Annotated in this window: 19 protein-coding genes; 7 read left to right on the forward strand and 12 right to left on the reverse strand. The window is 75.8% G+C overall.

Annotated features, from left to right (window positions below):
- Positions 1 to 70: 70 nt before the first annotated feature.
- Entirely contained in the window at positions 71 to 925 is an 855-nt protein-coding gene (locus ACFT41_RS06120; RefSeq protein WP_377586992.1) for a glycosyltransferase family 2 protein, read from the reverse strand.
- Entirely contained in the window at positions 891 to 2,378 is a 1,488-nt protein-coding gene (locus ACFT41_RS06125) for a hypothetical protein (RefSeq protein ID WP_377586991.1), read from the reverse strand. The genes ACFT41_RS06120 and ACFT41_RS06125 overlap by 35 nt, the downstream gene beginning before the upstream one ends.
- Before the next feature lie 149 nt (positions 2,379 to 2,527).
- On the opposite strand from ACFT41_RS06125, the gene ACFT41_RS06130 reads away from it, so the two are divergent.
- Positions 2,528 to 3,385, forward strand: coding sequence for a glycosyltransferase (locus tag ACFT41_RS06130; RefSeq protein WP_377586990.1), 858 nt, complete (start codon positions 2,528 to 2,530; stop codon positions 3,383 to 3,385).
- A gap of 46 nt (positions 3,386 to 3,431) precedes the next feature.
- On the opposite strand, the gene ACFT41_RS06135 is transcribed toward ACFT41_RS06130, so the two are convergent.
- The gene (locus ACFT41_RS06135; RefSeq protein WP_377586989.1) at positions 3,432 to 5,375 is read right to left on the reverse strand and encodes a trypsin-like peptidase domain-containing protein; all 1,944 of its coding nucleotides are present in this window, start codon (positions 5,373 to 5,375) and stop codon (positions 3,432 to 3,434) included.
- A gap of 104 nt (positions 5,376 to 5,479) precedes the next feature.
- On the opposite strand from ACFT41_RS06135, the gene ACFT41_RS06140 reads away from it, so the two are divergent.
- The 6 genes from ACFT41_RS06140 to hutH all read left to right on the forward strand — a co-directional run bounded on the left by ACFT41_RS06140 (position 5,480) and on the right by hutH (position 13,596).
- Entirely contained in the window at positions 5,480 to 6,337 is an 858-nt protein-coding gene (locus ACFT41_RS06140; RefSeq protein WP_377586988.1) for a MurR/RpiR family transcriptional regulator, read from the forward strand.
- Between the two features lie 13 nt (positions 6,338 to 6,350).
- Positions 6,351 to 8,009: a urocanate hydratase gene (gene hutU, locus ACFT41_RS06145; protein WP_377586987.1), complete on the forward strand. Its 1,659-nt coding sequence runs from the start codon at positions 6,351 to 6,353 to the stop codon at positions 8,007 to 8,009.
- Positions 8,003 to 9,244 (forward strand): allantoate amidohydrolase, encoded by a 1,242-nt coding sequence (locus ACFT41_RS06150; protein ID WP_377586986.1) that lies wholly within the window; start codon positions 8,003 to 8,005, stop codon positions 9,242 to 9,244. The genes hutU and ACFT41_RS06150 overlap by 7 nt, the downstream gene beginning before the upstream one ends.
- A gap of 259 nt (positions 9,245 to 9,503) precedes the next feature.
- Positions 9,504 to 10,874, forward strand: coding sequence for a formimidoylglutamate deiminase (locus ACFT41_RS06155; protein ID WP_377586985.1), 1,371 nt, complete (start codon positions 9,504 to 9,506; stop codon positions 10,872 to 10,874).
- Positions 10,871 to 12,070, forward strand: a complete 1,200-nt coding sequence (gene hutI, locus ACFT41_RS06160; RefSeq protein ID WP_377586984.1) for an imidazolonepropionase — start codon at positions 10,871 to 10,873, stop codon at positions 12,068 to 12,070. The genes ACFT41_RS06155 and hutI overlap by 4 nt, the downstream gene beginning before the upstream one ends.
- A complete protein-coding gene (hutH, locus tag ACFT41_RS06165) occupies positions 12,058 to 13,596 on the forward strand; it encodes a histidine ammonia-lyase (protein WP_377586983.1) in 1,539 nt (512 codons plus the stop codon). The genes hutI and hutH overlap by 13 nt, the downstream gene beginning before the upstream one ends.
- Before the next feature lie 42 nt (positions 13,597 to 13,638).
- Here hutH and ACFT41_RS06170 read toward each other — a convergent pair whose 3' ends face one another.
- From ACFT41_RS06170 to ACFT41_RS06210, 9 genes are all read right to left on the reverse strand, one after another.
- A complete protein-coding gene (locus ACFT41_RS06170) occupies positions 13,639 to 14,571 on the reverse strand; it encodes an AEC family transporter (protein WP_377586982.1) in 933 nt (310 codons plus the stop codon).
- A gap of 34 nt (positions 14,572 to 14,605) precedes the next feature.
- Entirely contained in the window at positions 14,606 to 15,223 is a 618-nt protein-coding gene (gene rdgB / locus ACFT41_RS06175; protein WP_043962179.1) for an RdgB/HAM1 family non-canonical purine NTP pyrophosphatase, read from the reverse strand.
- Positions 15,220 to 15,945 carry a ribonuclease PH gene (gene rph, locus ACFT41_RS06180; protein ID WP_377586981.1) on the reverse strand — a complete coding sequence of 242 codons (726 nt, stop codon included), beginning with the start codon at positions 15,943 to 15,945 and terminating at the stop codon, positions 15,220 to 15,222. Before rph ends, rdgB begins: the two co-directional genes overlap by 4 nt.
- A gap of 117 nt (positions 15,946 to 16,062) precedes the next feature.
- Positions 16,063 to 17,190 (reverse strand): glycosyltransferase, encoded by a 1,128-nt coding sequence (locus tag ACFT41_RS06185; RefSeq protein ID WP_377587018.1) that lies wholly within the window; start codon positions 17,188 to 17,190, stop codon positions 16,063 to 16,065.
- 53 nt (positions 17,191 to 17,243) lie between these two features.
- A complete protein-coding gene (locus ACFT41_RS06190; protein WP_377586980.1) occupies positions 17,244 to 18,386 on the reverse strand; it encodes a glycosyltransferase family 4 protein in 1,143 nt (380 codons plus the stop codon).
- Positions 18,387 to 18,484: 98 nt separating this feature from the next.
- On the reverse strand, positions 18,485 to 19,231 hold the full coding sequence (locus tag ACFT41_RS06195) for an MBL fold metallo-hydrolase (protein WP_377586979.1): 747 nt from the start codon (positions 19,229 to 19,231) through the stop codon (positions 18,485 to 18,487).
- Between the two features lie 291 nt (positions 19,232 to 19,522).
- Entirely contained in the window at positions 19,523 to 20,488 is a 966-nt protein-coding gene (locus ACFT41_RS06200; protein ID WP_377586978.1) for a PLP-dependent cysteine synthase family protein, read from the reverse strand.
- A gap of 11 nt (positions 20,489 to 20,499) precedes the next feature.
- A complete protein-coding gene (locus tag ACFT41_RS06205) occupies positions 20,500 to 20,871 on the reverse strand; it encodes a MoaD family protein (RefSeq protein WP_377587017.1) in 372 nt (123 codons plus the stop codon).
- A gap of 74 nt (positions 20,872 to 20,945) precedes the next feature.
- A complete protein-coding gene (locus tag ACFT41_RS06210; RefSeq protein WP_377586977.1) occupies positions 20,946 to 21,434 on the reverse strand; it encodes a Mov34/MPN/PAD-1 family protein in 489 nt (162 codons plus the stop codon).
- Between the last annotated feature and the right edge of the window lie 4 nt (positions 21,435 to 21,438).

The raw sequence follows: 21,438 nt of genomic DNA on the forward strand, positions 1-21,438 counted from the left end.
GCGCCTCTTGCCCGGCCCGTGGCCGGAATCCGGCTCCGGCCCGCGCTGCGGTCCTCCGCCGGGCCCGGAGTCAACGGCCGAGGCTGACAAGCCACTTGCCCGTCTCGCTCAGGGTGCGCAGCGCCTTGATGCCCAGCGCCACGCCGGGCACCCGCGACGGGCGGTACGTGTCGATCAGCCGAAACCAGAAGACCAGCCCGCCGAGGCGGCCCCGGGTGATGTTGCCGTCGTGCCGGCGGAACCGGACCACCGGGTGGGCCAGGTGCCGGGGGTGCACGCCGGCGCGCAGCGCCCGCAGCATCAGCTCCACGTCCTCGAAGAGCCGGAAGCTCTCGTCGTATCCGCCGATGCGCTCCAGCACCCGGCGGTCGATGGTGGTGCCGGAGTGCTTGAACGGCAGCCGGGGGCGGGTCAGCACGCCCAGCAGCATGGTCCGCGCCGAGGCGTACTCGGGCAGCCGGATGCGCCGGGAGGCGTCGCCGCGTACCTCGTGGTAGTCGACGTACACCCAGCCGCCGCCGGTGGCGGTGAGCAGGTCGTGCAGCCGGCCCAGCGCGTCGGCGGAGAGCTCGTCGTCGGAGTCCAGCACCGTGATGTACCGGCCGGTCGCGGCGCGCAGGGCCACGTTGCGGGCCCGCGCGATGCCGCTCGGCGGCAGGCTGACCACCCGGATCCGCCGGTCGGCGGACACCCCCGCCTCCGCCAGCACCCGGGTCACCGGGACGGCCGAGCCGTCGTCGACGACGACCAGCTCGAAGTCGCGGTGGTGGTTGGCGAGCACGCTGCGCACGGCGTCGACCAGCAGGCCGGCGCGGTCGCGGACCACGATGCAGACCGAGAACGTCGGCACGACCGCCGCGTCGTCGCCCGCGTGCGCCGCCCCGGCGCTCTCACCCTGGACGGACGCCGGCAGTGGATGCCTCATCGAGCCGCCCCTCCTCCCCCCGTTCGACATCGGCCGTGACCGTGGCGCCGCCCGGCGGCGTGACCGCCGCGCCGCCCAGCGACAGGATCACCAGCTGCCCGAAGAGGAACAGCCACATGAAGTACGGGTACGCCATCGGCTTCTGCGTGAGCCCGAAGAGCACGAAGACCGCGTAGAGCACGCCGAGCGCCCAGCGCTGCGCCGGATCGGCGCACCGCCGCCGGACGACGACGTAGAGGGTGGCGACGACCCCGACGACCGCGACGAGGCCGACGACGCCCCAGACGACGAGGATGCGCAGCAGGTCGTTGTGCATGTCCCACGGCTCGTAGCCGAACCCGAAGAGCCAGACGTCCGGCGTGGACCGGTGCAGGACCCGGGCGAGGTCGTTCCAGATGGCGCCCCGGCCGTGCATGAACGTGTCGGAGCGTACGTCGAGCGAGCCGACCTCGGTCAGCGCCACCCCGGCCCGTTCCCGGACGGCGTCGCCCGCGAGCGCGACGGCGACCCCGCCGGCCGCGACCAGACCGGCGGACACGGCCACGGCCCGCCGCCGGCCGCCGCCGGTGCGCAGCGCGGCCCGCAGGACCCCCAGCCGCCGCGCCTCGAAGGCGACCACGATCACCAGCAGGCAGCCGATGGTGAGCCGGTGCAGCGACACCACGCCGGTGGCCACGAAGAAGCCGACCAGCGCGTACCGGCGCAGCGGGGTCAGGCGCAGCCGGTCGCCGAGCACCCGCAGCCGGTCGCCGAGCACATAGCAGAGGAAGACCGAGAACATCAGCAGCCGCCCGAGCGACATCGGGTGGAAGTAGCCCCCCGACGCCCGGCCGATCTTCTGGCCGGGCAGCTCGAAGTAGAACGAGTAGGGCACGACGCCGGCGACCTGGAGCCAGGCCAGCGCGCAGTGGACGACCGCGCCGGCCAGCACGACGGCGGCCACCACGGCCAGGCGGCGGGCGGGGAACCGGGCCGGGCGCATCAGCATCAACCCGACCAGCGCCACCGGGGCGAAGCTGACCAGCAGGCGCACCGCCTCGGCGGGGATCGCCGTCGCGGGGTCGAGACGCGGTCCGTAGATGGGGTAGCGGCGGATGTCGAACAGGGCCAGCAGGTCGGCGCGCGCCCCGGCCGCCAGGTAACTGAACCCGGAGACGACCAGCAGCAGGGCGAGGGCGAGCAGCATCGCCAGCACGGGGCGCGGCGGCAGCCGGCGGGCCGCGAGCACCGCCGCCGCGAGGGCCGCCACCATGCAGCCCGCCCCGACGGCACTGAGCAGGACGCCCACGTCGACGCCGCCGCCCGCGTCCCGCTCGCCGATGTCGAGCAGGGGCTTGACCGCGATCAGCGCCAGCGCGGCGGTGACGAGGTGGCCGGCGGCCCGGTCGAGCCGCTCCGGCGCGCCGCCCCCGGGCCGGGTGCCGGGAGTGGTGAGCGGCGCGCGACTGTCCACTTCGTCCAACCGTCGGTATGGGTGCAAAACACCAGGACGATACCAACGCGGGGCCCACGCCCGCTGGCCCCGCGACCGTCCGGCGGGGACCGCGGGCGACCCGACCCCGCCTTGCCGGTACGGTGCGCGGTCCGGCAAGCTGGTCAGCCGTGCCCAGCCCTCTGCCCCGACCCGGCCCGATCGGCGTGGTGATCGCCGCCCACGACGAGTCGAACGTCATCGGCGGCTGCCTGGACGCGCTGCTCGCCGACGCGGGCACCGACGCGGGCGTCGAACTGGACGTCGTGGTGGTGGCCAACGGCTGCACCGACGACACGGCGCGGGTGGCCGCCGCGCGGCCCGGCGTACGGGTGGTGGAGCTGGCCGAGGCGGGCAAGGCCGGCGCGCTGAACGCCGGGGACGCGGTGGTGCGCGGCTTCCCAAGGTTCTATCTGGACGCCGACGTGGTGCTCGGCCCCGGGGCGCTGCGCGCGATGGCCGCCGCGCTGACCGCTCCGGTGGACCCGCCGCTGGCTGTGACGCCCCGCCGGGAGATGGTCACCACCGGCCGGCCGCTGCTGGTCCGCGCCTACTACGCGATCAACACCCGGTTGCCGATCTTCGCGGACGCGCTGTTCGGCCGGGGCGTGCTGGGCGTGTCGGCGGCGGGACGGGAGCGCTTCGACCGGTTCCCGGCCGAGATCGCCGACGACCTCTTCCTGGACTCCCGCTTCGCCTCCGCCGAGAAGCACGAGGTGTCGGCGGTGGCGTCGGTCGTGCAGACCCCCCGTACGCTGCGGGACCTGGTCCGCACGCTGGCCCGGGTGCGGGCCGGCAACGCCATGCTGCGCGCCTCGCATCCCGGGATCCGCCCGTCGGTCCCGTCGTCCTGGCTGCGGGACGTGGTGCTGCCCCGCCCCTGGCTCGCGCCGGCCGCGGTGGTCTACGTGGCCGTCACGCTCGCCGCCGCGCTGCGCGCCCGCCGCCACCCGCGCGGCGCGTGGGGCCGGGACGCCTCGACCCGCTGACCGCCTGCGGGCAACGGGGCTGGCGGGCTGGGGCAACCGCGACGGGTCAGCGGCGCGGTCGACGCCTCGCCAGCAGCACCACGCCCATCGCGAGCGCGGCGAGCAGGGCGCCGCCGAGCCCCGAGAAGAGCACCGTGGGCAGGTTGGACTGCTCCGGTGCCGCCGCCGTGAGCTGCTGCCGGTCCGCCGCGCTGCGCCGGTACGCCTCGGCGAGCTCGTTGCCGTTGCCGCCCCGGGCGACGGCGTCCAGTTGGGACACCGCCGTGGCGTCCCGCCCGGTGAAGTACGCGTCCAGCCCGCGCCGGTAGAGCCGGTCGGAGTCGCCCAGGGCGGGCGTGACCCCGGCCTCGGCGAGCAACTCCCGGGCGGCGGTCACGGGCACGAGGGCCCGGTTCGCCCCGCCCGCCCCGGACCGGTCGTTGGTGAGCACGCCGACGACCCGGCCGGCCGGGTCGAGCGCGACGCCGCCGTGGGAGTAGATGCCGATGTCGTCGCCGATCCGGAACAGCGGCGCCGGGCCCTGGCCGGTGTCGGTCGCGGTGACCTGCACGGTCTTCGAGCGCAGCGTGTAGGTGGCGTCCCGGAAGTCGGTGTCGACGGTGTGGTAGCCGGCGACCACCACCACGCCGCCCGGTGCCAGCGCGGCCGGGTCGCCCAGCTCCACGCCGGGCAGGTCGGGCCGGGACACCCTGACCAGGGCGAGGTCCCCGGCGTCGGCGGCCCGGGTGCGCACCACCTCGCCGGCGATCGCGGGCGTGCCGGTCAGCCCGCCGGTGGCCTGGTTGAGCTGCACGAAGACCTGACTCGACGGGGGCCGGTCCGGCTCCTTGCCGGTGAACCGGGTGCTGGCCGTCCGCGACCGGACCCAGCCGTCCAGCGCGCCCGAGGTGAGCTTCTTGCCGGCGACGAGGATCCGGCCGAGCGTGTAGAGGGCCCGCTCCCGGGCGACCGGCTCGTCGGGGGCGACGCACTGGCCGTTGGTGAGCACGTGCCCGTCGGGGTGCACCACGAAGCCGCTGCACCGCCGCTGGAACGTGACGGGCGTCGGGTTGAGCAGCGCCCCGGTGCGCTCGTCGCGCAGGTAGCCGTTGAAGACCGCCTCGACGAAGACGAGCCCCGGCGCGGCGGTGGCGAGCGCCCGTTCCTGCGCGCTGTAGGGGGCCGCCTGGCTCCACGGGCGGAAGCCGGCGGCGGGGGTGACGGTCGGGAACGCCCCGGCGGGGCCGGCCGGCGGCGGCGCGTCCGGGCCCCGGGTGGCGGCCCACACGGCGAGCCCGCCCCCGGCGGCGAGCACGACCAGGACCAGCGCGGCGACGCCCAGCCGCAGCCCGGTGCGCGGGCGGGACGGCGGGGACGGCTGGATGCGCCGGGCGGGCGAGGCGAACGGGTCGTGCGGCGGGGCGGGTTCGGCCGGCCGGGGGTGGGCGGCCGACGGGTCCGCCGGTGCGGTCGCAACGACCGGCGACCCGGTGGCGTGCGCCGCCCAGACCGGCGGCGCCCCGGAGCTGGGTGCCCCGGACGCGGGCGCCCCCGAGCTGGGCACCCCGGAGCTGGGCACGCCCGAGATCGGGATGCCCGAGGCGGGCTGGCCGGAGGCGGGCACGGCCGAGCTGGGGAGGCCCGAGGTCGGGGTGATCACCGGCAACGCCTGGGTGGCCGCGTTGCCGACGGGCTCGATGCGGGGCGACCGCAGCGGCATGCCGAGCAGCCCGAAGAGCTTGTCGGCGGCGTTCTCCACCTCGGCCGGGTAGGCCACCCAGGGGCGGGCGGCGGCGAAGTCGGCGTTGACGTAGCGGGGGCCGCCGGGGGTCTGCGCGAGGGTGTCCGCCGCGTTGGTGAACGCCTCCCGCCAGGGCTGGTCGGCGGCGGCGGCGCCCTCCAGGACGGCGACGGTCATCAGCCGGTCCTGACCGTCCACCGCCCACCAGGCGCTGCCGACCTGGCAGACGCCGGACGCCTCGGTGAACCTGTACGGACCCTCCGGCTGCATGCCCCACTCCTCTGTTCACCCGCCGTGCGGATAGTACCGAGGCGGCACGACGCCGGAGGCCGTCGCGGGTTGCCCCTGAAAGTTTTCATGCATAGAGTCGCCGCATGAATGAAGGAGGCACCGTCGGGGCGTCCGCCGACCGGGTGCTCGACCTGTTCCAGGGCGTCCGGCTCACCCCGACGCAGCGGCGCATCGCGCACAGCCTGGTGCAGCACGCCGCCGCTGCGGCGTACCTGTCGGCGGCCGAGGTGGCCGAGCTGGCCGGCGTCAGCCAGCCGTCGGTGACCCGGTTCGCCGTCGCGCTCGGCCACGACGGCTACCCGGCGCTGCGCCGCCGGCTGCGCGAGCTGACCGGCACCGCCGCCACCGGCGAGCCCGCCGGCGTCGGCAACGAGCTGCAACGCGCCGTGCACACCGAGGTGGCCAACCTGGAGCGGCTCGCCGGCGAACTCGCCGACACCGAACGGATCGACGCCGTCGGCAAGCTGCTCGCCGCGAGCCGCCCCCTGCCGGTGCTCGGGCTGCGGGCCGCCGCGCCGCTGGCCGCGTACTTCGCGTTCTTCGCCGCGAAGGTGCACCCCGACGTGCGGGTGCTCGACGACGGCGGCAGCCTGCTCGCCGACCGCCTGGAGCAGGCCGCCGCAGCCGGGGCGACCGCGCTGCTGGCGTTCGTGCTGCCCCGCTACCCCCGGGAGACCCTCGACGCGCTGGCCGAGGCGCGGGCCGCCGGGCTGACGGTGGTGGCCATCACCGACTCGCCGGTCAGCCCGGCGGCCGAGCACGCCGAGGTGGTGCTCCCCGCCGCCGTCGGCACCGACCTCGTGTTCGACCTGCACACCGCACCGATGACCCTGGCGATGGTGGTCCTCCAGGCCATCTGCGACGCCGCGCCCGCCGAGACCCAGCGCCGGCTGGAGGCGTTCGAGTCCTCCGCCGCCCGTCGCCAGTTGTTCCTCGGCTGAGAGGAGAGACGAGATGCCCCAGCCCGTCCGCGCCGCCCGGGGGGCCGCGCTCACCGCCCGGGGGTGGCCGCAGGAGGCCGCCCTGCGGATGCTGATGAACAACCTCGACCCGGAGGTGGCCGAGCGCCCCGACGACCTGGTCGTCTACGGCGGCACCGGGCGGGCGGCGCGGGACTGGCCGTCGTACCACGCGCTGGTGCGCACGCTCACCGACCTGCGCGACGACGAGACGATGCTGGTGCAGTCCGGTCGCCCGGTCGGGGTCCTGCGCACCCACGAGTGGGCGCCCCGGGTGCTGCTGGCCAACTCCAACCTGGTCGGCGACTGGGCCACCTGGCCGGAGTTCCGCCGCCTGGAGTCGCTCGGCCTGACCATGTACGGGCAGATGACCGCCGGTTCGTGGATCTACATCGGCACCCAGGGCATCCTCCAGGGCACCTACGAGACGTTCGCGGCCGTCGCCGTCAAGCGCTTCGGTGGCACGCTCGCCGGGACGCTCACCCTCACCGCCGGCTGCGGCGGGATGGGCGGGGCGCAGCCCCTCGCGGTCACCATGAACGGCGGCGCGTGCCTGATCGTCGACGTGGACCGGTCCCGGCTGGACCGCCGGGTGCGTGACCGCTACCTCGACGAGGTCGCCGACTCCCTCGACGACGCCGTCGAGCGGGCGCTCGCCGCGAAGCGGGACCGCCGGGCGCTGTCGGTCGGCGTGGTCGGCAACGCGGCAACGATCTTCCCCGAGCTGCTGCGGCGGGGCGTGGCGATCGACGTCGTCACCGACCAGACCAGCGCGCACGACCCGCTGTCGTACGTGCCGGAGGGGGTGGAGCTCGCCGACGCCGGCGACTACGCGAGGGCGAAGCCGGCCGAGTTCACCGACCGGGCGCGGGCGTCGATGGCGAAGCACGTGGAGGCGATGGTCGGCTTCCTCGACGCGGGCGCGGAGGTCTTCGACTACGGCAACTCGATCCGGGGCGAGGCGCGCCTCGGCGGGTACGAGCGGGCGTTCGACTTCCCCGGCTTCGTGCCGGCCTACATCCGGCCGCTGTTCTGCGAGGGCAAGGGCCCGTTCCGCTGGGCGGCGCTCTCCGGCGACCCGGCCGACATCGCCGCCACCGACCGGGCCATCCTCGACCTGTTCCCCGAGAACGAGTCGCTGGCCCGGTGGATCCGGCTGGCCGGCGAGCGGGTCGCGTTCCAGGGCCTGCCGGCGCGGATCTGCTGGCTCGGCTACGGCGAGCGGGACCGCGCCGGGGTGCGGTTCAACGAGATGGTCGCCTCCGGCGAACTGAGCGCGCCGGTGGTGATCGGCCGGGACCACCTCGACTGCGGCAGCGTCGCCAGCCCCTACCGGGAGACCGAGGCGATGGCCGACGGCTCCGACGCGATCGCCGACTGGCCCCTGCTCAACGCGCTGGTCAACACGGCCAGCGGCGCGTCCTGGGTGTCCATCCACCACGGCGGCGGGGTCGGCATCGGCCGGTCGCTGCACGCCGGTCAGGTCTGCGTCGCCGACGGCACCGCCCTGGCCGGGCAGAAGATCGAGCGGGTGCTCACCAACGATCCGGCGATGGGCGTCATCCGGCACGTGGACGCCGGCTACGACGCCGCCCGCGAGGTCGCCGCCCGCACCGGCGTCCGCGTCCCGATGCAGGGAGGGGCCCCTTGTTAACGCATTCTGTAGGTGAAGGGCCCCCTCCTAACAACAGCAACAGCAACCAGCAGCGGTTCCGGCAGCTGTGGGACGAGATCGCGCCCGTCGGGCGCGACTCCGGCAGCGGCGGCTACCTGCGGTACGCGTTCACCGCCCCCGAGCTGGCGCTGCGCGACTGGTTCCGGGCGCAGGCCGACCGCCGGGGCATGCCGGTCACCGCCGACGGCAACGGCAACCTCTTCGCCCGCTGGGGCGAGCCCGACGCACCCGGGGCGGTGCTGACCGGCAGCCACTTCGACTCGGTGCCGCACGGCGGCGCGTACGACGGGCCGCTCGGCATCGTCAGCGCGTTCCTCGCCGTGGACGAGCTGCGCGCCGCCGGCGTCACCCCGTCCCGGCCCCTGGTGGTGGCCGCGTTCGCCGAGGAGGAGGGTGGCCGGTTCGGCGTACCCTGCCTGGGGTCGCGGCTGCTCACCGGCGCGCTCGACGCCGACCGCGCGGCCGGGCTGCGCGACGCCGACGGGGTGAGCCTGGCCGAGGCGCTGGGCGACCGGCCGGCGGGTGCCCGCCCCGACCTGCTCGGCGGCTTCGCGGCCTTCGTGGAGCTGCACGTCGAGCAGGGCCGCGCGCTGGTCGACCACGACGCGCCCGTCGCGGTCGCCAGCGCCATCTGGCCGCACGGCCGCTGGCGCTTCGACTTCCACGGCGAGGGCAACCACGCCGGTACGACCCGGATGGCCGACCGCCGCGACCCCATGCTCACGTACGCGTTCACGGTGCTCGCGGCCAACAAGGAGGCCCGGCTGCGCGGGGCGCACGCCACGGTGGGCCGGGTCCGGGTCGAGCCGAACGCCACCAACGCGATCCCGGCGCGGGTGACCGGCTGGCTGGACGCCCGCGCGGCCGACCCGGAGACCGTCGCCGGCCTGGTCGAGGCGGTCCGGGCCAGGGCCGCCGAGCGGGCCGGCCGCGACGGCACGGAGGTGACCGTGACCGAGGAGTCGGCGACGCCACTGGTCGGCTTCGACGGCGACCTCGGCGGGCGGCTCGCGGCGCTGCTCGACGCGCCGGTGCTGCCCACCGGGGCGGGCCACGACGCGGGCGTGCTCGCCGGGCACCTGCCCACGGCGATGCTGTTCGTGCGCAACCCGACGGGGGTGTCGCACTCCCCCGCCGAGGCGGCCACCGACGCCGACTGCGCCGCCGGGGTCGGGGCCCTGGCCCGGGTGCTGGCGGAGCTGACGTGCGCCTGACCCGACGCGACCCCCGCGCCCGGGACCGGACCCGCCCGGTCCCGGTCGGACGATGCCTTGCGGCCCCTACGGAGCTGCCCGCACAAACGGGGCCACAGCACGGGCCCTCCCGGACTACACAGCTGCCCGCACAAACGGGGCGGCGGCGTGGACCCGCTCCGGCGGCGGCAGCGCGTCCCTCGCCTGCGCCACCCGCCACAGACCCCCGCGCCCGCACAGCGGTAGCACAGACGGGGCAGCTCCCTAGGGGGTGGAAGAGGTGACCGCCACCCGCTGGCTCGCCGAACACGCGTGGCTGCCCGACCGGCCCGAGCCCACCGCCGACGTGCTGATCGAGGCCGAGGGCGGCCGGATCACCGCCGTCACCCCGCTGTCCGCCGCCGGCGCGCCCACCGCCGGGGTCGAGGTGCTGGCCGACGCCGTACGGCTGCCCGGGCTCACCCTGCCCGGCCTGGCCAACGCCCACTCGCACGCGTTCCACCGCGCCCTGCGCGGGCGGACTCACGGCGCGGACGGTGGGCGGGGGGACTTCTGGAGCTGGCGCGACCGGATGTACGAGGTGGCCGCCCGCCTCGACCCGGACAGCTACCTGGCCCTGGCCCGCGCCGCATACGCCGAGATGGTGCTGGCCGGGATCACCTGCGTGGGCGAGTTCCACTATCTGCACCACGGCCCCGACGGCACCCGCTACGCCGACCCGAACGCGATGGGTGCGGCCCTGGTCGAGGCCGCCGCGCAGGCCGGCATCCGGATCACCCTGCTCGACACGCTCTACCTGACCGCCGCGGTGGACGGCGCGCCGCTCGCCGGCCCGCAGCGGCGCTTCGGCGACGGCGACGTCGACGGGTGGTCCGACCGGCACGACCGGCTGACCGCCGCGCAGCAAGGCCGACCGCACGCCCTGATCGGGGCCGCGCTGCACTCGGTGCGGGCGGTGCCGGCCGACCAGATCGCCACCTTCGCGGCTCGCAACGAGGGGGTGCCGCTGCACGTGCACCTGTCCGAGCAGCCGGCCGAGAACGACGCCTGCCGGGCCGCGCACGGCTGCACGCCGACCCGGCTCCTGGCCGACCGGGGGCTGCTCACGCCGACCGCGACCGCCGTGCACGCCACCCACCTGACCAGCGCAGACGTGGCGCTGCTCGGCGCCGCCGGCACCGGCGTCTGCCTCTGCCCCACCACCGAGCGGGACCTGGCCGACGGGATCGGGCCGGCGCGGCGACTCGCCGACGCCGGCATCCCGCTCAGCCTGGGCAGCGACAGCCACGCCGTCGTCGACCTGTTCGAGGAGGCGCGGGCGGTGGAGCTGGACGAGCGGCTGCGCACCCGCCGGCGCGGCCACTTCGCCCCGGCGGAGCTGGCGAGAGCCGCGACCGCCACCGGGCACGCCGCGCTCGGCTGGGCCGACGCCGGCCGGCTCGCCGTCGGGGCCCACGCCGACCTGGTGACCGTACGCCTGGACAGCGCCCGCACGGCCGGGGTGCCGCCGGTGGGGGCGTTCTTCGCGGCGAGCGCCGCCGACGTCGCCTCGGTGGTCGTCGACGGCCGGCAGGTCGTCGCCGACGGGCGGCACCTGACCGTGGACGTGCCGGCCGAGCTGCGCGCCGCCATCGGGGCGGTGTCCCGGTGAGCGGCAGCCTGCTGGTCGACGACATCGGCGAGCTGGTCACCAACGTCGCCGGCACCGGCGACGGCGGCCCGCTCGGCCTGCGCCACGACGCGGCCGTGCTGATCGAGGACGGGCGGGTCGCCTGGGTCGGGCCGGCGCGCTACGCACCCGCCGCCGACCGCCGCATCGACGCCGAGGGCGGCGCGGTCCTGCCCGGCTTCGTGGACAGCCACGCCCACCTGGTCTTCGCCGGGGACCGGGCCGCCGAGTTCGCCGCCCGGATGGCCGGCGAGCCGTACACCGGCGGGGGCATCCGCACCACGGTCGGCGCGACCCGCGCCGCCACCGACGGCCAACTGCGGGCCACCGTGCGCCGGCTGGTCGGCGAGGCGATGCGGCAGGGCACCACCACGATCGAGACCAAGAGCGGGTACGGCCTCACCGTGGCCGACGAGGCCCGCTCGCTGCGGATCGCCGCCGAGGTGACCGGCGAGACCACGTTCCTCGGCGCGCACGTCGTCCCCGCCGAGTACGCCGGCCGCCCCGACGACTACGTGGGCCTGGTCTGCGGGCCGATGCTCGCCGCCGCCGCCCCGTACGCCCGCTGGGTCGACGTGTTCTGCGAGCGGGGCGCGTTCGACGCCGACCACGCCCGGGCGATCCTCACCGTCGGGCAGGCCGCCGGGCTCGGGGTGCGGCTGCACGCCAACCAGCTCGGCCCGGGGCCCGGGGTGCGGCTCGGGGTGGAGTTGGGCGCGGCCAGCGTCGACCACTGCACCCACCTGTCCGACGCCGACATCGACGCGCTCGCCGGCTCGGCGGTGGCCGACGGGCCGGGAACGGTGGCCACCCTGCTGCCCGGGGCGGAGTTCTCCACCCGGTCGCCGTACCCGGACGCGCGGCGGCTGCTCGCCGCGGGCGTGACCGTGGCGCTGGCCACCGACTGCAACCCCGGGTCGTCGTACACGTCGTCGATGCCGTTCTGCATCGCGCTCGCCGTACGCGAGATGCGGATGACCCCGGCGGAGGCCGTGTGGGCCGCGACGGCCGGGGGCGCGCGGGCGCTGCGCCGCGACGACGTCGGGGTGCTGCGGCCCGGCGCGCGGGCCGACCTGATGATCCTCGACGCCCCGTCCCACCTGCACCTGGCCTACCGGCCCGGTGTCCCCCTGATCCGCCAGGTCCTGCACAACGGAGTGCCGAAATGTCGATCGTGACCGTCCAGCCCACCGGGATCTCCCCCGCCGACGTGCTCGCCGTGGCGCGCGGCGCCGCGACGGTGCTCCTCGACCCGTCCACCGTGGCGGCGATGGCGACCAGCCGGTCCATCGTGGACGGCATCGAGGCCGCCGGCCGCCCCGTCTACGGCGTCTCCACCGGGTTCGGGGCGCTCGCGAACACCTTCGTGGCTCCCGGGCGGCGGGCCGAGTTGCAGCACGCGCTGATCCGCTCGCACGCCGCCGGGGTGGGCGCCCCGATGCCGCGCGAGGTGGTCCGGGCGATGATGCTGCTGCGGGTACGCTCGCTGGCGCTGGGCCACTCCGGGGTGCGCCCGCTGGTCGCCGAAGCGCTGGTCGACCTGCTCAACCACCAGGTCACCCCGTGGGTGCCGGAGCACGGCTCGCTCGGCGCGTCCGGCGACCTGGCCCCGCTCGCGCACTGCGCGCTGGTGCTGCTCGGCGAGGGCTGGGTGCTCGGCCCGACCGGCGAACGGGTCGACGCCGCCGAGGCGCTGGACGCGGCCGGGCTGGCCCCGGTCGAGCTGGCCGCCAAGGAGGGGCTGGCGCTGATCAACGGCACCGACGGCATGCTCGGCATGCTGCTGCTGGCGATCCGCGACGCGGCCCACCTGCTCACCATGGCCGACGTGACGGCGGCGCTGGCCATCGAGGCGATGCTCGGTTCGGAACGGCCGTTCCTGCCGGAGCTGCACGCGATCCGCCCGCACCCCGGCCAGTCGGTGTCGGCCGCGAACATCCACCGGCTGCTCCAGGGCTCCGCCGTGATGGACTCGCACCGCGACGACCTGGCGCACGCCGTGCAGGACGCGTACTCGATGCGCTGCGCGCCGCAGGTGGCCGGGGCGGCCCGGGACACCCTGGACTTCGTCCGGACCGTGGCCGACCGGGAACTGGTGTCCGTGGTGGACAACCCGGTGGTGCTGCCCGACGGCCGGGTCGAGTCGACCGGCAACTTCCACGGCGCGCCGCTCGGCTTCGCCGCGGACTTCCTGGCCATCGCCGCCGCCGAGGTCGGCGCGATCGCCGAGCGGCGGGTGGACCGGCTGCTCGACGTCACCCGCAACCGGGACCTGCCGGCGTTCCTCTCCCCGGACGCCGGGGTCAACTCGGGGCTGATGATCGCCCAGTACACGGCCGCCGGGATCGTCGCGGAGAACCGCCGCCTCGCCGCCCCCGCCTCGGTGGACTCGCTGCCGACCAGCGGCATGCAGGAGGACCACGTGTCGATGGGCTGGGCGGCGACGAAGAAGCTGCGCACGGTGCTGGACAACCTGACCAGCCTGCTCGCCGTGGAGCTGCTGGCCGCCGTGCGGGGCCTCCAGTTGCGCGCCCCGCTCACGCCGTCCCCGGCCGGACGGGCCGCCCTGGCCGCGCTCGGCGAGGTCGCCGGCCAGCCGGGGCCGGACGTCTTCCTCGCCCCGCTGCTGGAGGCCGCCCGGGCCGTGGTGGCCGGGCCGGGCCTGCGGGCGGCGATCGAGCGGGAGACCGGCCCGCTGGGCTGAGCGTCGCCCGGCCGCGCCGTCCGGCGTCCCGCCCGGCGCCGGTCAGCTGCCGAGGACCGCCACGCCGATCAGCACCGGCACCGCCGCCACGGTGGACAGCAGCACCGCGTCCCGGGCCAGCACGACGCCCCGGTCGTAGCGGACCGCGTAGACGAAGACGTTCTGCGCGGTCGGCAACGCGGCCGTGACCGTGCAGGCCAGCACCGTCGGCTGCGGCAGCCCCAGCGCGTGCCGCGCCACGAGGTACGCGACGACGGGCTGGGCCAGGGTCTTCAGCGCGACGGCCAGCCACACGTCCCGCCCGGTGTCCCCGGAGCCGGGCCGGGGCGCGCCGTGCAGCGACAGCCCGTACGCCAGCAGCCCGGCGGGCACGGCCATCGCCGCCACCATTTCCACCGGCCGCAGCACCGGCTCCGGCGGGAGCCAGCCGGTCAGGTTGGCGGTCAGGCCCAGGGCGCAGGCCACCGTGACCGGGTTGGCCAGCGGCGAGACCACCGACCGGGCCACCGACCGGGCCACCGACCGCCGCCCGCCGGTGGTCGTGTCCAGCACGGCGAAGGCGATCGGCGCCATCACGACGAGCTGGAACATGATGACCGGCGCGATGAACGACGCGTCGCCGAGGACGTAGACCGCGACGGGGATGCCGATGTTCGCCGCGTTCACGTACGACGACGTGAGCGCGCCGATCGTGGCCTCCGCCGCCGGACGCCGCCACAGCAGCCGCGCGACGAGCACGAACACCGTCGCCACGACGGTGGTACCCGCGACCGTGACCACCAGGGCGGCCGAGAAGACCTCGCGCAGGTCGGCGTGGGCGACCGTGTCGAACAGCAACGCCGGGGTCGCCACGAAGAACGCCACCCGGGAGAGCACGGTGGCCGCCCCCGGCCCGAGCACGCCGAGGCGGCCCACCAGGTAGCCGACGCCGATGACGGCACCGATGACGGCGAACCCCGTCAGCACACCGGGCATGTCGCTCCCTGGCCGACCGCCGCCCGCCCCGCCGTCAGGCAGCCGGCGGCAGCACCTTCGCGACCAGCTTCGCCAACTCGCGCAGCGCCTTGCCCCGGTGGCTGATCGCGTCCTTCTCCTGCGGGGTCAGCTCCGCGTTGGTGCGGTCCTGGCCGTCGCCGAGGAAGATCGGGTCGTACCCGAAGCCGCCCTCGCCGCGCGGCGCGCGCAGCAGCCGGCCAGCCTGGCGGCCGTCGACCAGGTGCTCCTTGCCGCCGGGCAGCACTAGGGCCACCGTGCAGACGAAGGACGCGCCCCGGTGCTCGTCGGGCAGGTCGGCGATCTGGTCCAACACCAGCTCCAGGTTGGCCCGGTCGTCGCCGTGCTTGCCGGACCAGCGGGCGCTGAACACCCCGGGCATGCCGTTCAGCGCGTCCACGGCGAGGCCGGAGTCGTCGGCGATGGTCGGCAGGCCGGTGCGCCGGCAGCCCTCCCGCGCCTTGATCAGCGCATTCTCGCCGAAGGTCAGGCCGGTCTCCGGCAGCTCCGGGTATTCCTCGACGTCGTCGAGGCCGAGCAGGGCGACCCGGTGCGCGCCGAGCGCGCCGTCGAGGATCCGCTGGAGCTCGACGAGCTTCTTACGGTTGCGGGTGGCGAGCAAGACCTTCGTCATGAGAGTGCCTTCCGCTGGGCCTCGGCCAGTTCCGCGCAGCCAGCGACGGCCAGGTCGAGCAGGGCGTCGAGCTGGTCGCGGGCGAAGACGCCGGACTCGCCCGTGCCCTGCACCTCGACGAACTCGCCGGCGGAGGTGCAGACCACGTTCATGTCGACCTCGGCGGCCACGTCCTCTTCGTAGCAGAGGTCCAGCCGGGCCTCGCCGGCGACGATGCCGACGCTCACCGCGGCGACGGAGCGGTGCATCACCTTCTCCGGCTTGCCGGCCAGCGCCTTGCGGCCGGCCAGCCAGGTCACCGCGTCGTGCAGCGCCACGTACGCCCCCGTGATGGCCGCGGTGCGCGTGCCCCCGTCGGCCTGGAGCACGTCGCAGTCGAGGACCACGGAGTTCTCGCCGAGGGCCTTGAGGTCGATGCTGGCCCGCAGGCTGCGGCCGATCAGCCGGGAGATCTCGTGGGTACGCCCGCCCACCCTGCCCCGGACGCTCTCCCGGTCCGAGCGGGTGTTCGTGGCGCGGGGCAGCATCGCGTACTCGGCGGTCACCCAGCCGAGCCCGGAACCCTTGCGCCAGCGGGGCACCCCTTCGGTGACGCTGGCGGTGCAGAGCACCCGCGTCCCGCCGAACTCGACGAGCACGGAGCCCTCCGGGTGGGTGCTCCAGCCCCGGCTCAGGGTCACCGGTCGGAGTTGGTCGGGCTGCCGCCCGTCAGGTCGCGCCATCCCTGCACCCTATGCGGTGCGGCGGACGGGGCCGCCGCGGGTCCCACCGTCGGCGCGACCGGCCCGGCGGTCAGGAGGGGCCCCTGTACAACAGAATGCGTTGACAGGGGCCCCTCCTTACCCCTCGGGCGGCGGGCCGGGGCCGGCGGCGTGCGCGGCGAGGAAGCCGGCCACGGCCGCCGGCCAGCCGAACCGTTCCGCCCGGGCCCGGGCGGTCGCCCGGCGGTGGGCCTCGGGGATCGCCAGCAGCCGGCTCACCGCCGCCGCGATCGCGCCCGGCGATCCCGCCGCCGCCACGCCCGCCGGGCCGAGCACCTCGGGCAGGGCGCTCGCCGCGTTGGCCACCACCGGGGTCCCGCAGGCCAGCGCCTCCAGCCCGGACAGGCCGAACGTCTCCACCGGCCCGGGCGCGAGCACCGCGTCCGCGCTGGCCAGCAGCGCGGCCACCGCGAGCCGACCGGGCAGGAACCCGGTGAAGTGCACGGGCAGGTCGGCGGCGCGGCGGGTCAGGGCCGGCCGCAGCGGCCCGTCGCCGGCCATCACCAGCACCGCCGGCACGCCACGGCGGCGCAGGGCGGCGAGCGCGTCGACGGCGAGGTGCGGGCGCTTCTCCGGGGACAACCGGGCGCAGTGGACCAGCAGTATCTCGGTGTGGTCGGCGTACCGCTCGCGCAGGACCGGGTCGGCCCGCGCGGGGTGGAAGGTCGCCAGGTCCACGCCGAGCGGCACCAGGGGCACGTCGGGCGCGCCGATGCGGCGGAACTCCTCCGCCGCCCACGCCGTGGTGCAGACCACCCGGTCGTACGCGCGGACCGTCGCCGCGTTCAGCCGGTCGGCGAGGGGGCGGACGGCGCGGCGGGGCACGCCCCACTGGGCCAGCAGGCCGGTGAGGCTCTCGTGCGACACCATCACCGACGGCACCCCGTTGACCCGCGCCCAGTCGCCGGCCCAGCGCAGGGTGGACCGGTCGGACACCTCCAGCCGATCGGGCGCGAGCGAGTCGAGCAGCCGGGCCACGTCGCGCCGGCCGGCGAGCACCCGGTAGCCGCCGCTGCCGGGCACCGTGGGGCCCGGCAGGGTGACGAGCCGCCCGTACGGGTGCCGACTGTCGGTGCGGCGCGCGTCGGGCACCACCAGCACCGGCTCGTGCCCGGCGGCGAGGTAGCCCGCGCCGAGCTGGTGCAGGGCGGTGCGCAGCCCACCAGACTGCTCGGCGACGAAGTTCGCCAGCCGGACGATCCGCAACCCGTGGCCGGCACCGGGCCGGGGCGGGGCGTTCGACCCGTCCACGGCGGTCCTCACGCGGCGGGCAGGGCGTCGGCCGGCTCCCCGGCGGACCGCACCGCCCGGTAGTGACCGATCAGCTCGTCCCCGACGGCCGACCAGCTCCGCCGCGCGACGAGGGCCCGCGCGGCAACGCCGTACGCGGCCCGGCGGGCGGGGTCGGCGGCCAGGTCCGCGACGGCGTCGGCCAGCGCCACCGGGTCGCCGGGCGGCACCAGCAGGCCGGTGACGCCGGGCTGGACGAGGTCCACCGGGCCGCCGCTGGCAGGAGCGACGACCGGCACCCCGCTGGCCGCCGCCTCCTGGATCGTCTGCCCGAAGGTCTCGTGCGGCCCGGTGTGCACGAACACGTCGAGGCTGGCGTAGAGCCGGGCCAGCGCCTCGCCCTGCTGCACGCCGAGGAAGGTCACCCCGGGCAGGGCCCGTTCGAGCTGCCGGCGGGCCGGGCCGTCCCCGGCCACCACCACCCGCACGCCGGGCAGCCGGGCGGTGGCCGCGAGCAGGTCCACCCGCTTCTCCGGGGCCAGCCGGCCGACGTACCCGACGAGGAGCCGGCCGTCCGGGGCGAGTGAGCGGCGCAGCGCCGGGCACCGGTGGTCCGGCCGGAAGCGCTCCGCGTCCACGCCGCGCCGCCACAGCCAGATCCGCTCGACGCCGTTGGCGATCAGGTCGGCGGCGGCCCGGGTGGACGGGGCGAGGGTCCGTCCGGCCGAATTGTGGATCTCCCGGAGCCGGCGCCAGGCCGCGGCCTCCCCCCAACCGACCCGGTACGCGCGGGCGTACGCGGCGACGTCGGTCTGGTAGACGGCGACGGTGGGCAGCCCGTGCCGGGCGGCCAGGGTGGCGGCGCGGGCCCCCAGCACGAACGGGCTGGCGAGGTGCACCACGTCCGGCCGGTGGGCCAGCAGCGCCTCCGCCAGCCGCCCGCCGGGCAACCCGAGCCGGAATCCCCGGTAGCGGGGCAGCGGCACGCTCGGGATGCGCACCACGGGGTACGGCTGGCGGCCGGCCGTCGTTCGGTGCGCGGCCGGCGGGGCCGGCGCGATGACCAGCGGCTGGTGCCCCCGGTGCAGCAGGTGCTCGGCGCTCCGCACGACCGAGTGCGCCACGCCGTTGACGTCCGGGGGAAACGACTCGGTCACGATGGCGATCCGCATGGCCTCACCGTGCGGGCGGCACGGATGCGCCAGGCGACGGGCCGCTGACGGCCCGGCGAACAGTACGGCACAACCCGGCGGCGGGACCGCCCGGCGGGTCAGACGTCGTAGCAGGCGCCCGCGCGGACCACTTCCAGCGGCCCCTCGTACGTCGTGCCGGCCGCCTCGACGGTGAGTGCCTCGCTGCCCCAGGCGGCGACCAGGTGGGTCAGCAGCAGCCGGCCCACGCCCGCCTTGGTGGCCGCCTCGCCGGCCTCCCGGCCGGTCAGGTGCAGGTCCGGCGGGTTCTCCACCCCGTCGAGGTAGCTGGCCTCGCAGAGGAAGAGGTCGGCGTCCTGGGCGAGCCGCAGCAGCGCCTCGCAGGGCGCGGTGTCGGAGGAGTAGCAGAGCACCCGGCCGTCGTGCTCCAGCCGCACGCCGTACGTCTCGATCGGGTGGTTCATCCGGTCGACGGTGACGGTGAACGGGCCGATCGGGAAGGTGCCGGGCTGGAGGCCGTAGAACTGGTAGACGTCCTCGACGGTGCTGTCCTCCTGGCCGTAGGCCAGGGCGAGCCGGTCCGGCGCGCCGGAGGGGGCGTACACCGGCAGGGCCGGGTACGGGCCGTCCGGGGCGTACCGGCGCACCACCACGTACGACGCGGCGTCGAGCATGTGGTCGCAGTGCAGGTGGGTGAGGATGATGGCGTCCGGGGCGTGCAGCCCGGCGTAGCGCTGGAGGGTGGAGAGAGCGCCGGAGCCGAAGTCGACCAGGAGCCGGAAACCCTCGGCCTCGACCAGGTAGGCCGAGCACGGGGAGTCGGGGCCGGGGAAGCTCCCGGCACAGCCGAGGACGGTCAGTCTCATGGAGTCGTCCCGCTGTCACGTACCGTAGTCGCCACGTCGGCCGCCGCTCCGTCGATGGTCTCTACCGACGCGTACGACACGCTGCGCAGCCTACGCTGACGCGCCCCGGGGCAAGAATCATCTGCTGGAAGTTGTCACGAACGTGACACCCTCGGCCTGCCTCCGGGTCAGCGTCAGCGACGACGAACGGGCCGCGCCGGTCACCCGGTCACGGCCCGTCAGCGTCGTCACGCCGTCAGCGCCCCGTCGTCAGGCCTGTCAGGCCTGCCGTCAGGCCTGTCGGGCCCGTCGTCAGGCCCAGAGCTGTCCCTCCAGGGCCTCCTCGGCGTCGGAGAGCGTGCCGCCGTACGCCCCGGTGCTCAGGTATTTCCAGCCGCCGTCGCAGACCACGAACGCGACGTCGGCACGGCGGCCGTCCCGGACCGCCTCGTGCGCCACCGCGAGGGCGGCGTGCAGGATCGCCCCGGTGGAGAAGCCGGCGAAGATCCCCTCCACCTCGACGAGCTGCCGGGTACGCAGCACGGCGTCCCTGGTGCCGACGGAGAACCGCCGGGTCAGCACGGTGGCGTCGTAGAGCTCCGGGACGTATCCCTCGTCGATGTTGCGCAGCCCGTAGACCAGCTCGCCGTAGCGCGGCTCGGCGGCGACGATCTGGATGCCGTCGACCTTCTCCCGCAGGTAGCGGCCGGTGCCCATGAGCGTGCCGGTGGTGCCCAGCCCGGCCACGAAGTGGGTGATCGTGGGCAGGTCCTGAAGCAGCTCCGGGCCGGTGGTCTCAAGGTGCGCCTGGGCGTTCGCCTCGTTGCCGTACTGGTAGAGCATCACCCAGTCGGGGTGCTCGGCGGAGATCTGCTTGGCGGTGGCGACGGCCTGGTTCGAGCCGCCGGCGGCCGGCGAGAAGATGATCTCCGCGCCGTACATCCGGAGCAGTTGGACCCGCTCGGTCGAGACGTTCTCCGGCATGACGCAGACCAGCCGGTATCCCCGCAGTTTGGCCACCATGGCCAGCGAGATGCCGGTGTTGCCGCTGGTCGGCTCCAGGATCGTGTCGCCGGGGCGCAGCCGGCCGTCGGACTCCGCCCGGCGGATCATGAACAGCGCCGCCCGGTCCTTGATGCTGCCGGTCGGGTTCCGGTCCTCCAGCTTCGCCCACAACCGCACCGGCGGCGCCCCCTCGGGCACCACCGGTGACAGCCTCGGCAGCCCCACCAGGGGCGTGCCGCCGCAGGCGTCCAGCAGGCTGTCGTAGCGCGCCATCGCCGGCCGCCTCAGCGAACGACGGCGCGCGCGGTCACCGCGGACGGGGCGACCGCCGCCACCGCGGCGCTGTGCGACGCGATCGCCGCCGCCGCCGCGAAGCCGAACGCGCCGCCGGCCACGGCCGGCAGGATGGTGACGCTGTCGCCGTCGTTGAGCTTGGCGTCGAGCGCGCCGAGGAAGCGGACGTCCTCGTCGTTGACGTAGACGTTGACGAACCGGTGCAGCACGCCGGCGTCGGTGACCAGGCGGGCCCGCAGGCCGCCGTGCCGGGAGTCCAGGTCGGTCAGCAGGTCGCCCAGCGTGTCACCCGCGCCCTCGACGACCTTCGCGCCGCCGGTGTACGTGCGCAGGATGGTGGGGATGCGAACCTCGATGGCCATGGTGTCGTACTCCTTGTTCGGGTGTGCGGTCTGCACGGTGACGGGAAGAGAAGGAATGTCGCGGGGCCGCTGGGTCAGCGGTCGGAACACTCGTAGTCGACCGTCGCCGGGCTCTGCCCGAACATGTAGGACTGGACGGCGTGCGGGTCCACGGCGGCGTCCACGATCTCCACCGGCTCCTCGGTCACCACGCCGTCGACGATCCGGAAGGAGCGGATCTCCTCCGTGCCGGGCTCGCGGGTGGAGACGAGCAGGTAGTGCGCCTCCGGCTCGCCGGCGAAGGAGATGTCGGTGCGGGAAGGGTAGGCCTCCGTGGCGGTGTGCGAGTGGTAGATCACCACCGGCTCCTCGTCACGGTCGTCCATCTCCCGCCACACCCGCAGGTGCTCCATCGAGTCGAACTCGTAGAACGTCATGGAGCGGGCGGCGTTCTCCATGGGGATGTGCCGGGTCGGGGTGTCGCTGCCGGCGGAACCGGCGACCACGCCGCACGCCTCGTCCGGGTGGTCCCGACGCGCGTGGGCGACGATCGCGTCGATGATCGACCGGTCGATGCTCAGCACGCCG

It is taken from the genome of Micromonospora sp. NPDC057141 (assembly GCF_042670805.1).
Classification (GTDB): domain Bacteria; phylum Actinomycetota; class Actinomycetes; order Mycobacteriales; family Micromonosporaceae; genus Micromonospora.

Excerpts from the sequence above, each read along its gene's own strand:
- ACFT41_RS06120 (WP_377586992.1), bottom strand. The coding sequence starts at position 925 with ATGAGGCATCCACTGCCGGCGTCCGTCCAGGGTGAGAGCGCCGGGGCG.
- ACFT41_RS06135 (WP_377586989.1), bottom strand. The coding sequence starts at position 5,375 with ATGCAGCCGGAGGGTCCGTACAGGTTCACCGAGGCGTCCGGCGTCTGC.
- ACFT41_RS06140 (WP_377586988.1), top strand. The coding sequence starts at position 5,480 with ATGAATGAAGGAGGCACCGTCGGGGCGTCCGCCGACCGGGTGCTCGAC.
- hutU (WP_377586987.1), top strand. The coding sequence starts at position 6,351 with ATGCCCCAGCCCGTCCGCGCCGCCCGGGGGGCCGCGCTCACCGCCCGG.
- hutH (WP_377586983.1), top strand. The coding sequence starts at position 12,058 with ATGTCGATCGTGACCGTCCAGCCCACCGGGATCTCCCCCGCCGACGTG.
- ACFT41_RS06170 (WP_377586982.1), bottom strand. The coding sequence starts at position 14,571 with ATGCCCGGTGTGCTGACGGGGTTCGCCGTCATCGGTGCCGTCATCGGC.
- rdgB (WP_043962179.1), bottom strand. The coding sequence starts at position 15,223 with ATGACGAAGGTCTTGCTCGCCACCCGCAACCGTAAGAAGCTCGTCGAG.
- rph (WP_377586981.1), bottom strand. The coding sequence starts at position 15,945 with ATGGCGCGACCTGACGGGCGGCAGCCCGACCAACTCCGACCGGTGACC.
- ACFT41_RS06190 (WP_377586980.1), bottom strand. The coding sequence starts at position 18,386 with ATGCGGATCGCCATCGTGACCGAGTCGTTTCCCCCGGACGTCAACGGC.
- ACFT41_RS06195 (WP_377586979.1), bottom strand. The coding sequence starts at position 19,231 with ATGAGACTGACCGTCCTCGGCTGTGCCGGGAGCTTCCCCGGCCCCGAC.
- ACFT41_RS06200 (WP_377586978.1), bottom strand. The coding sequence starts at position 20,488 with ATGGCGCGCTACGACAGCCTGCTGGACGCCTGCGGCGGCACGCCCCTG.
- ACFT41_RS06205 (WP_377587017.1), bottom strand. The coding sequence starts at position 20,871 with ATGGCCATCGAGGTTCGCATCCCCACCATCCTGCGCACGTACACCGGC.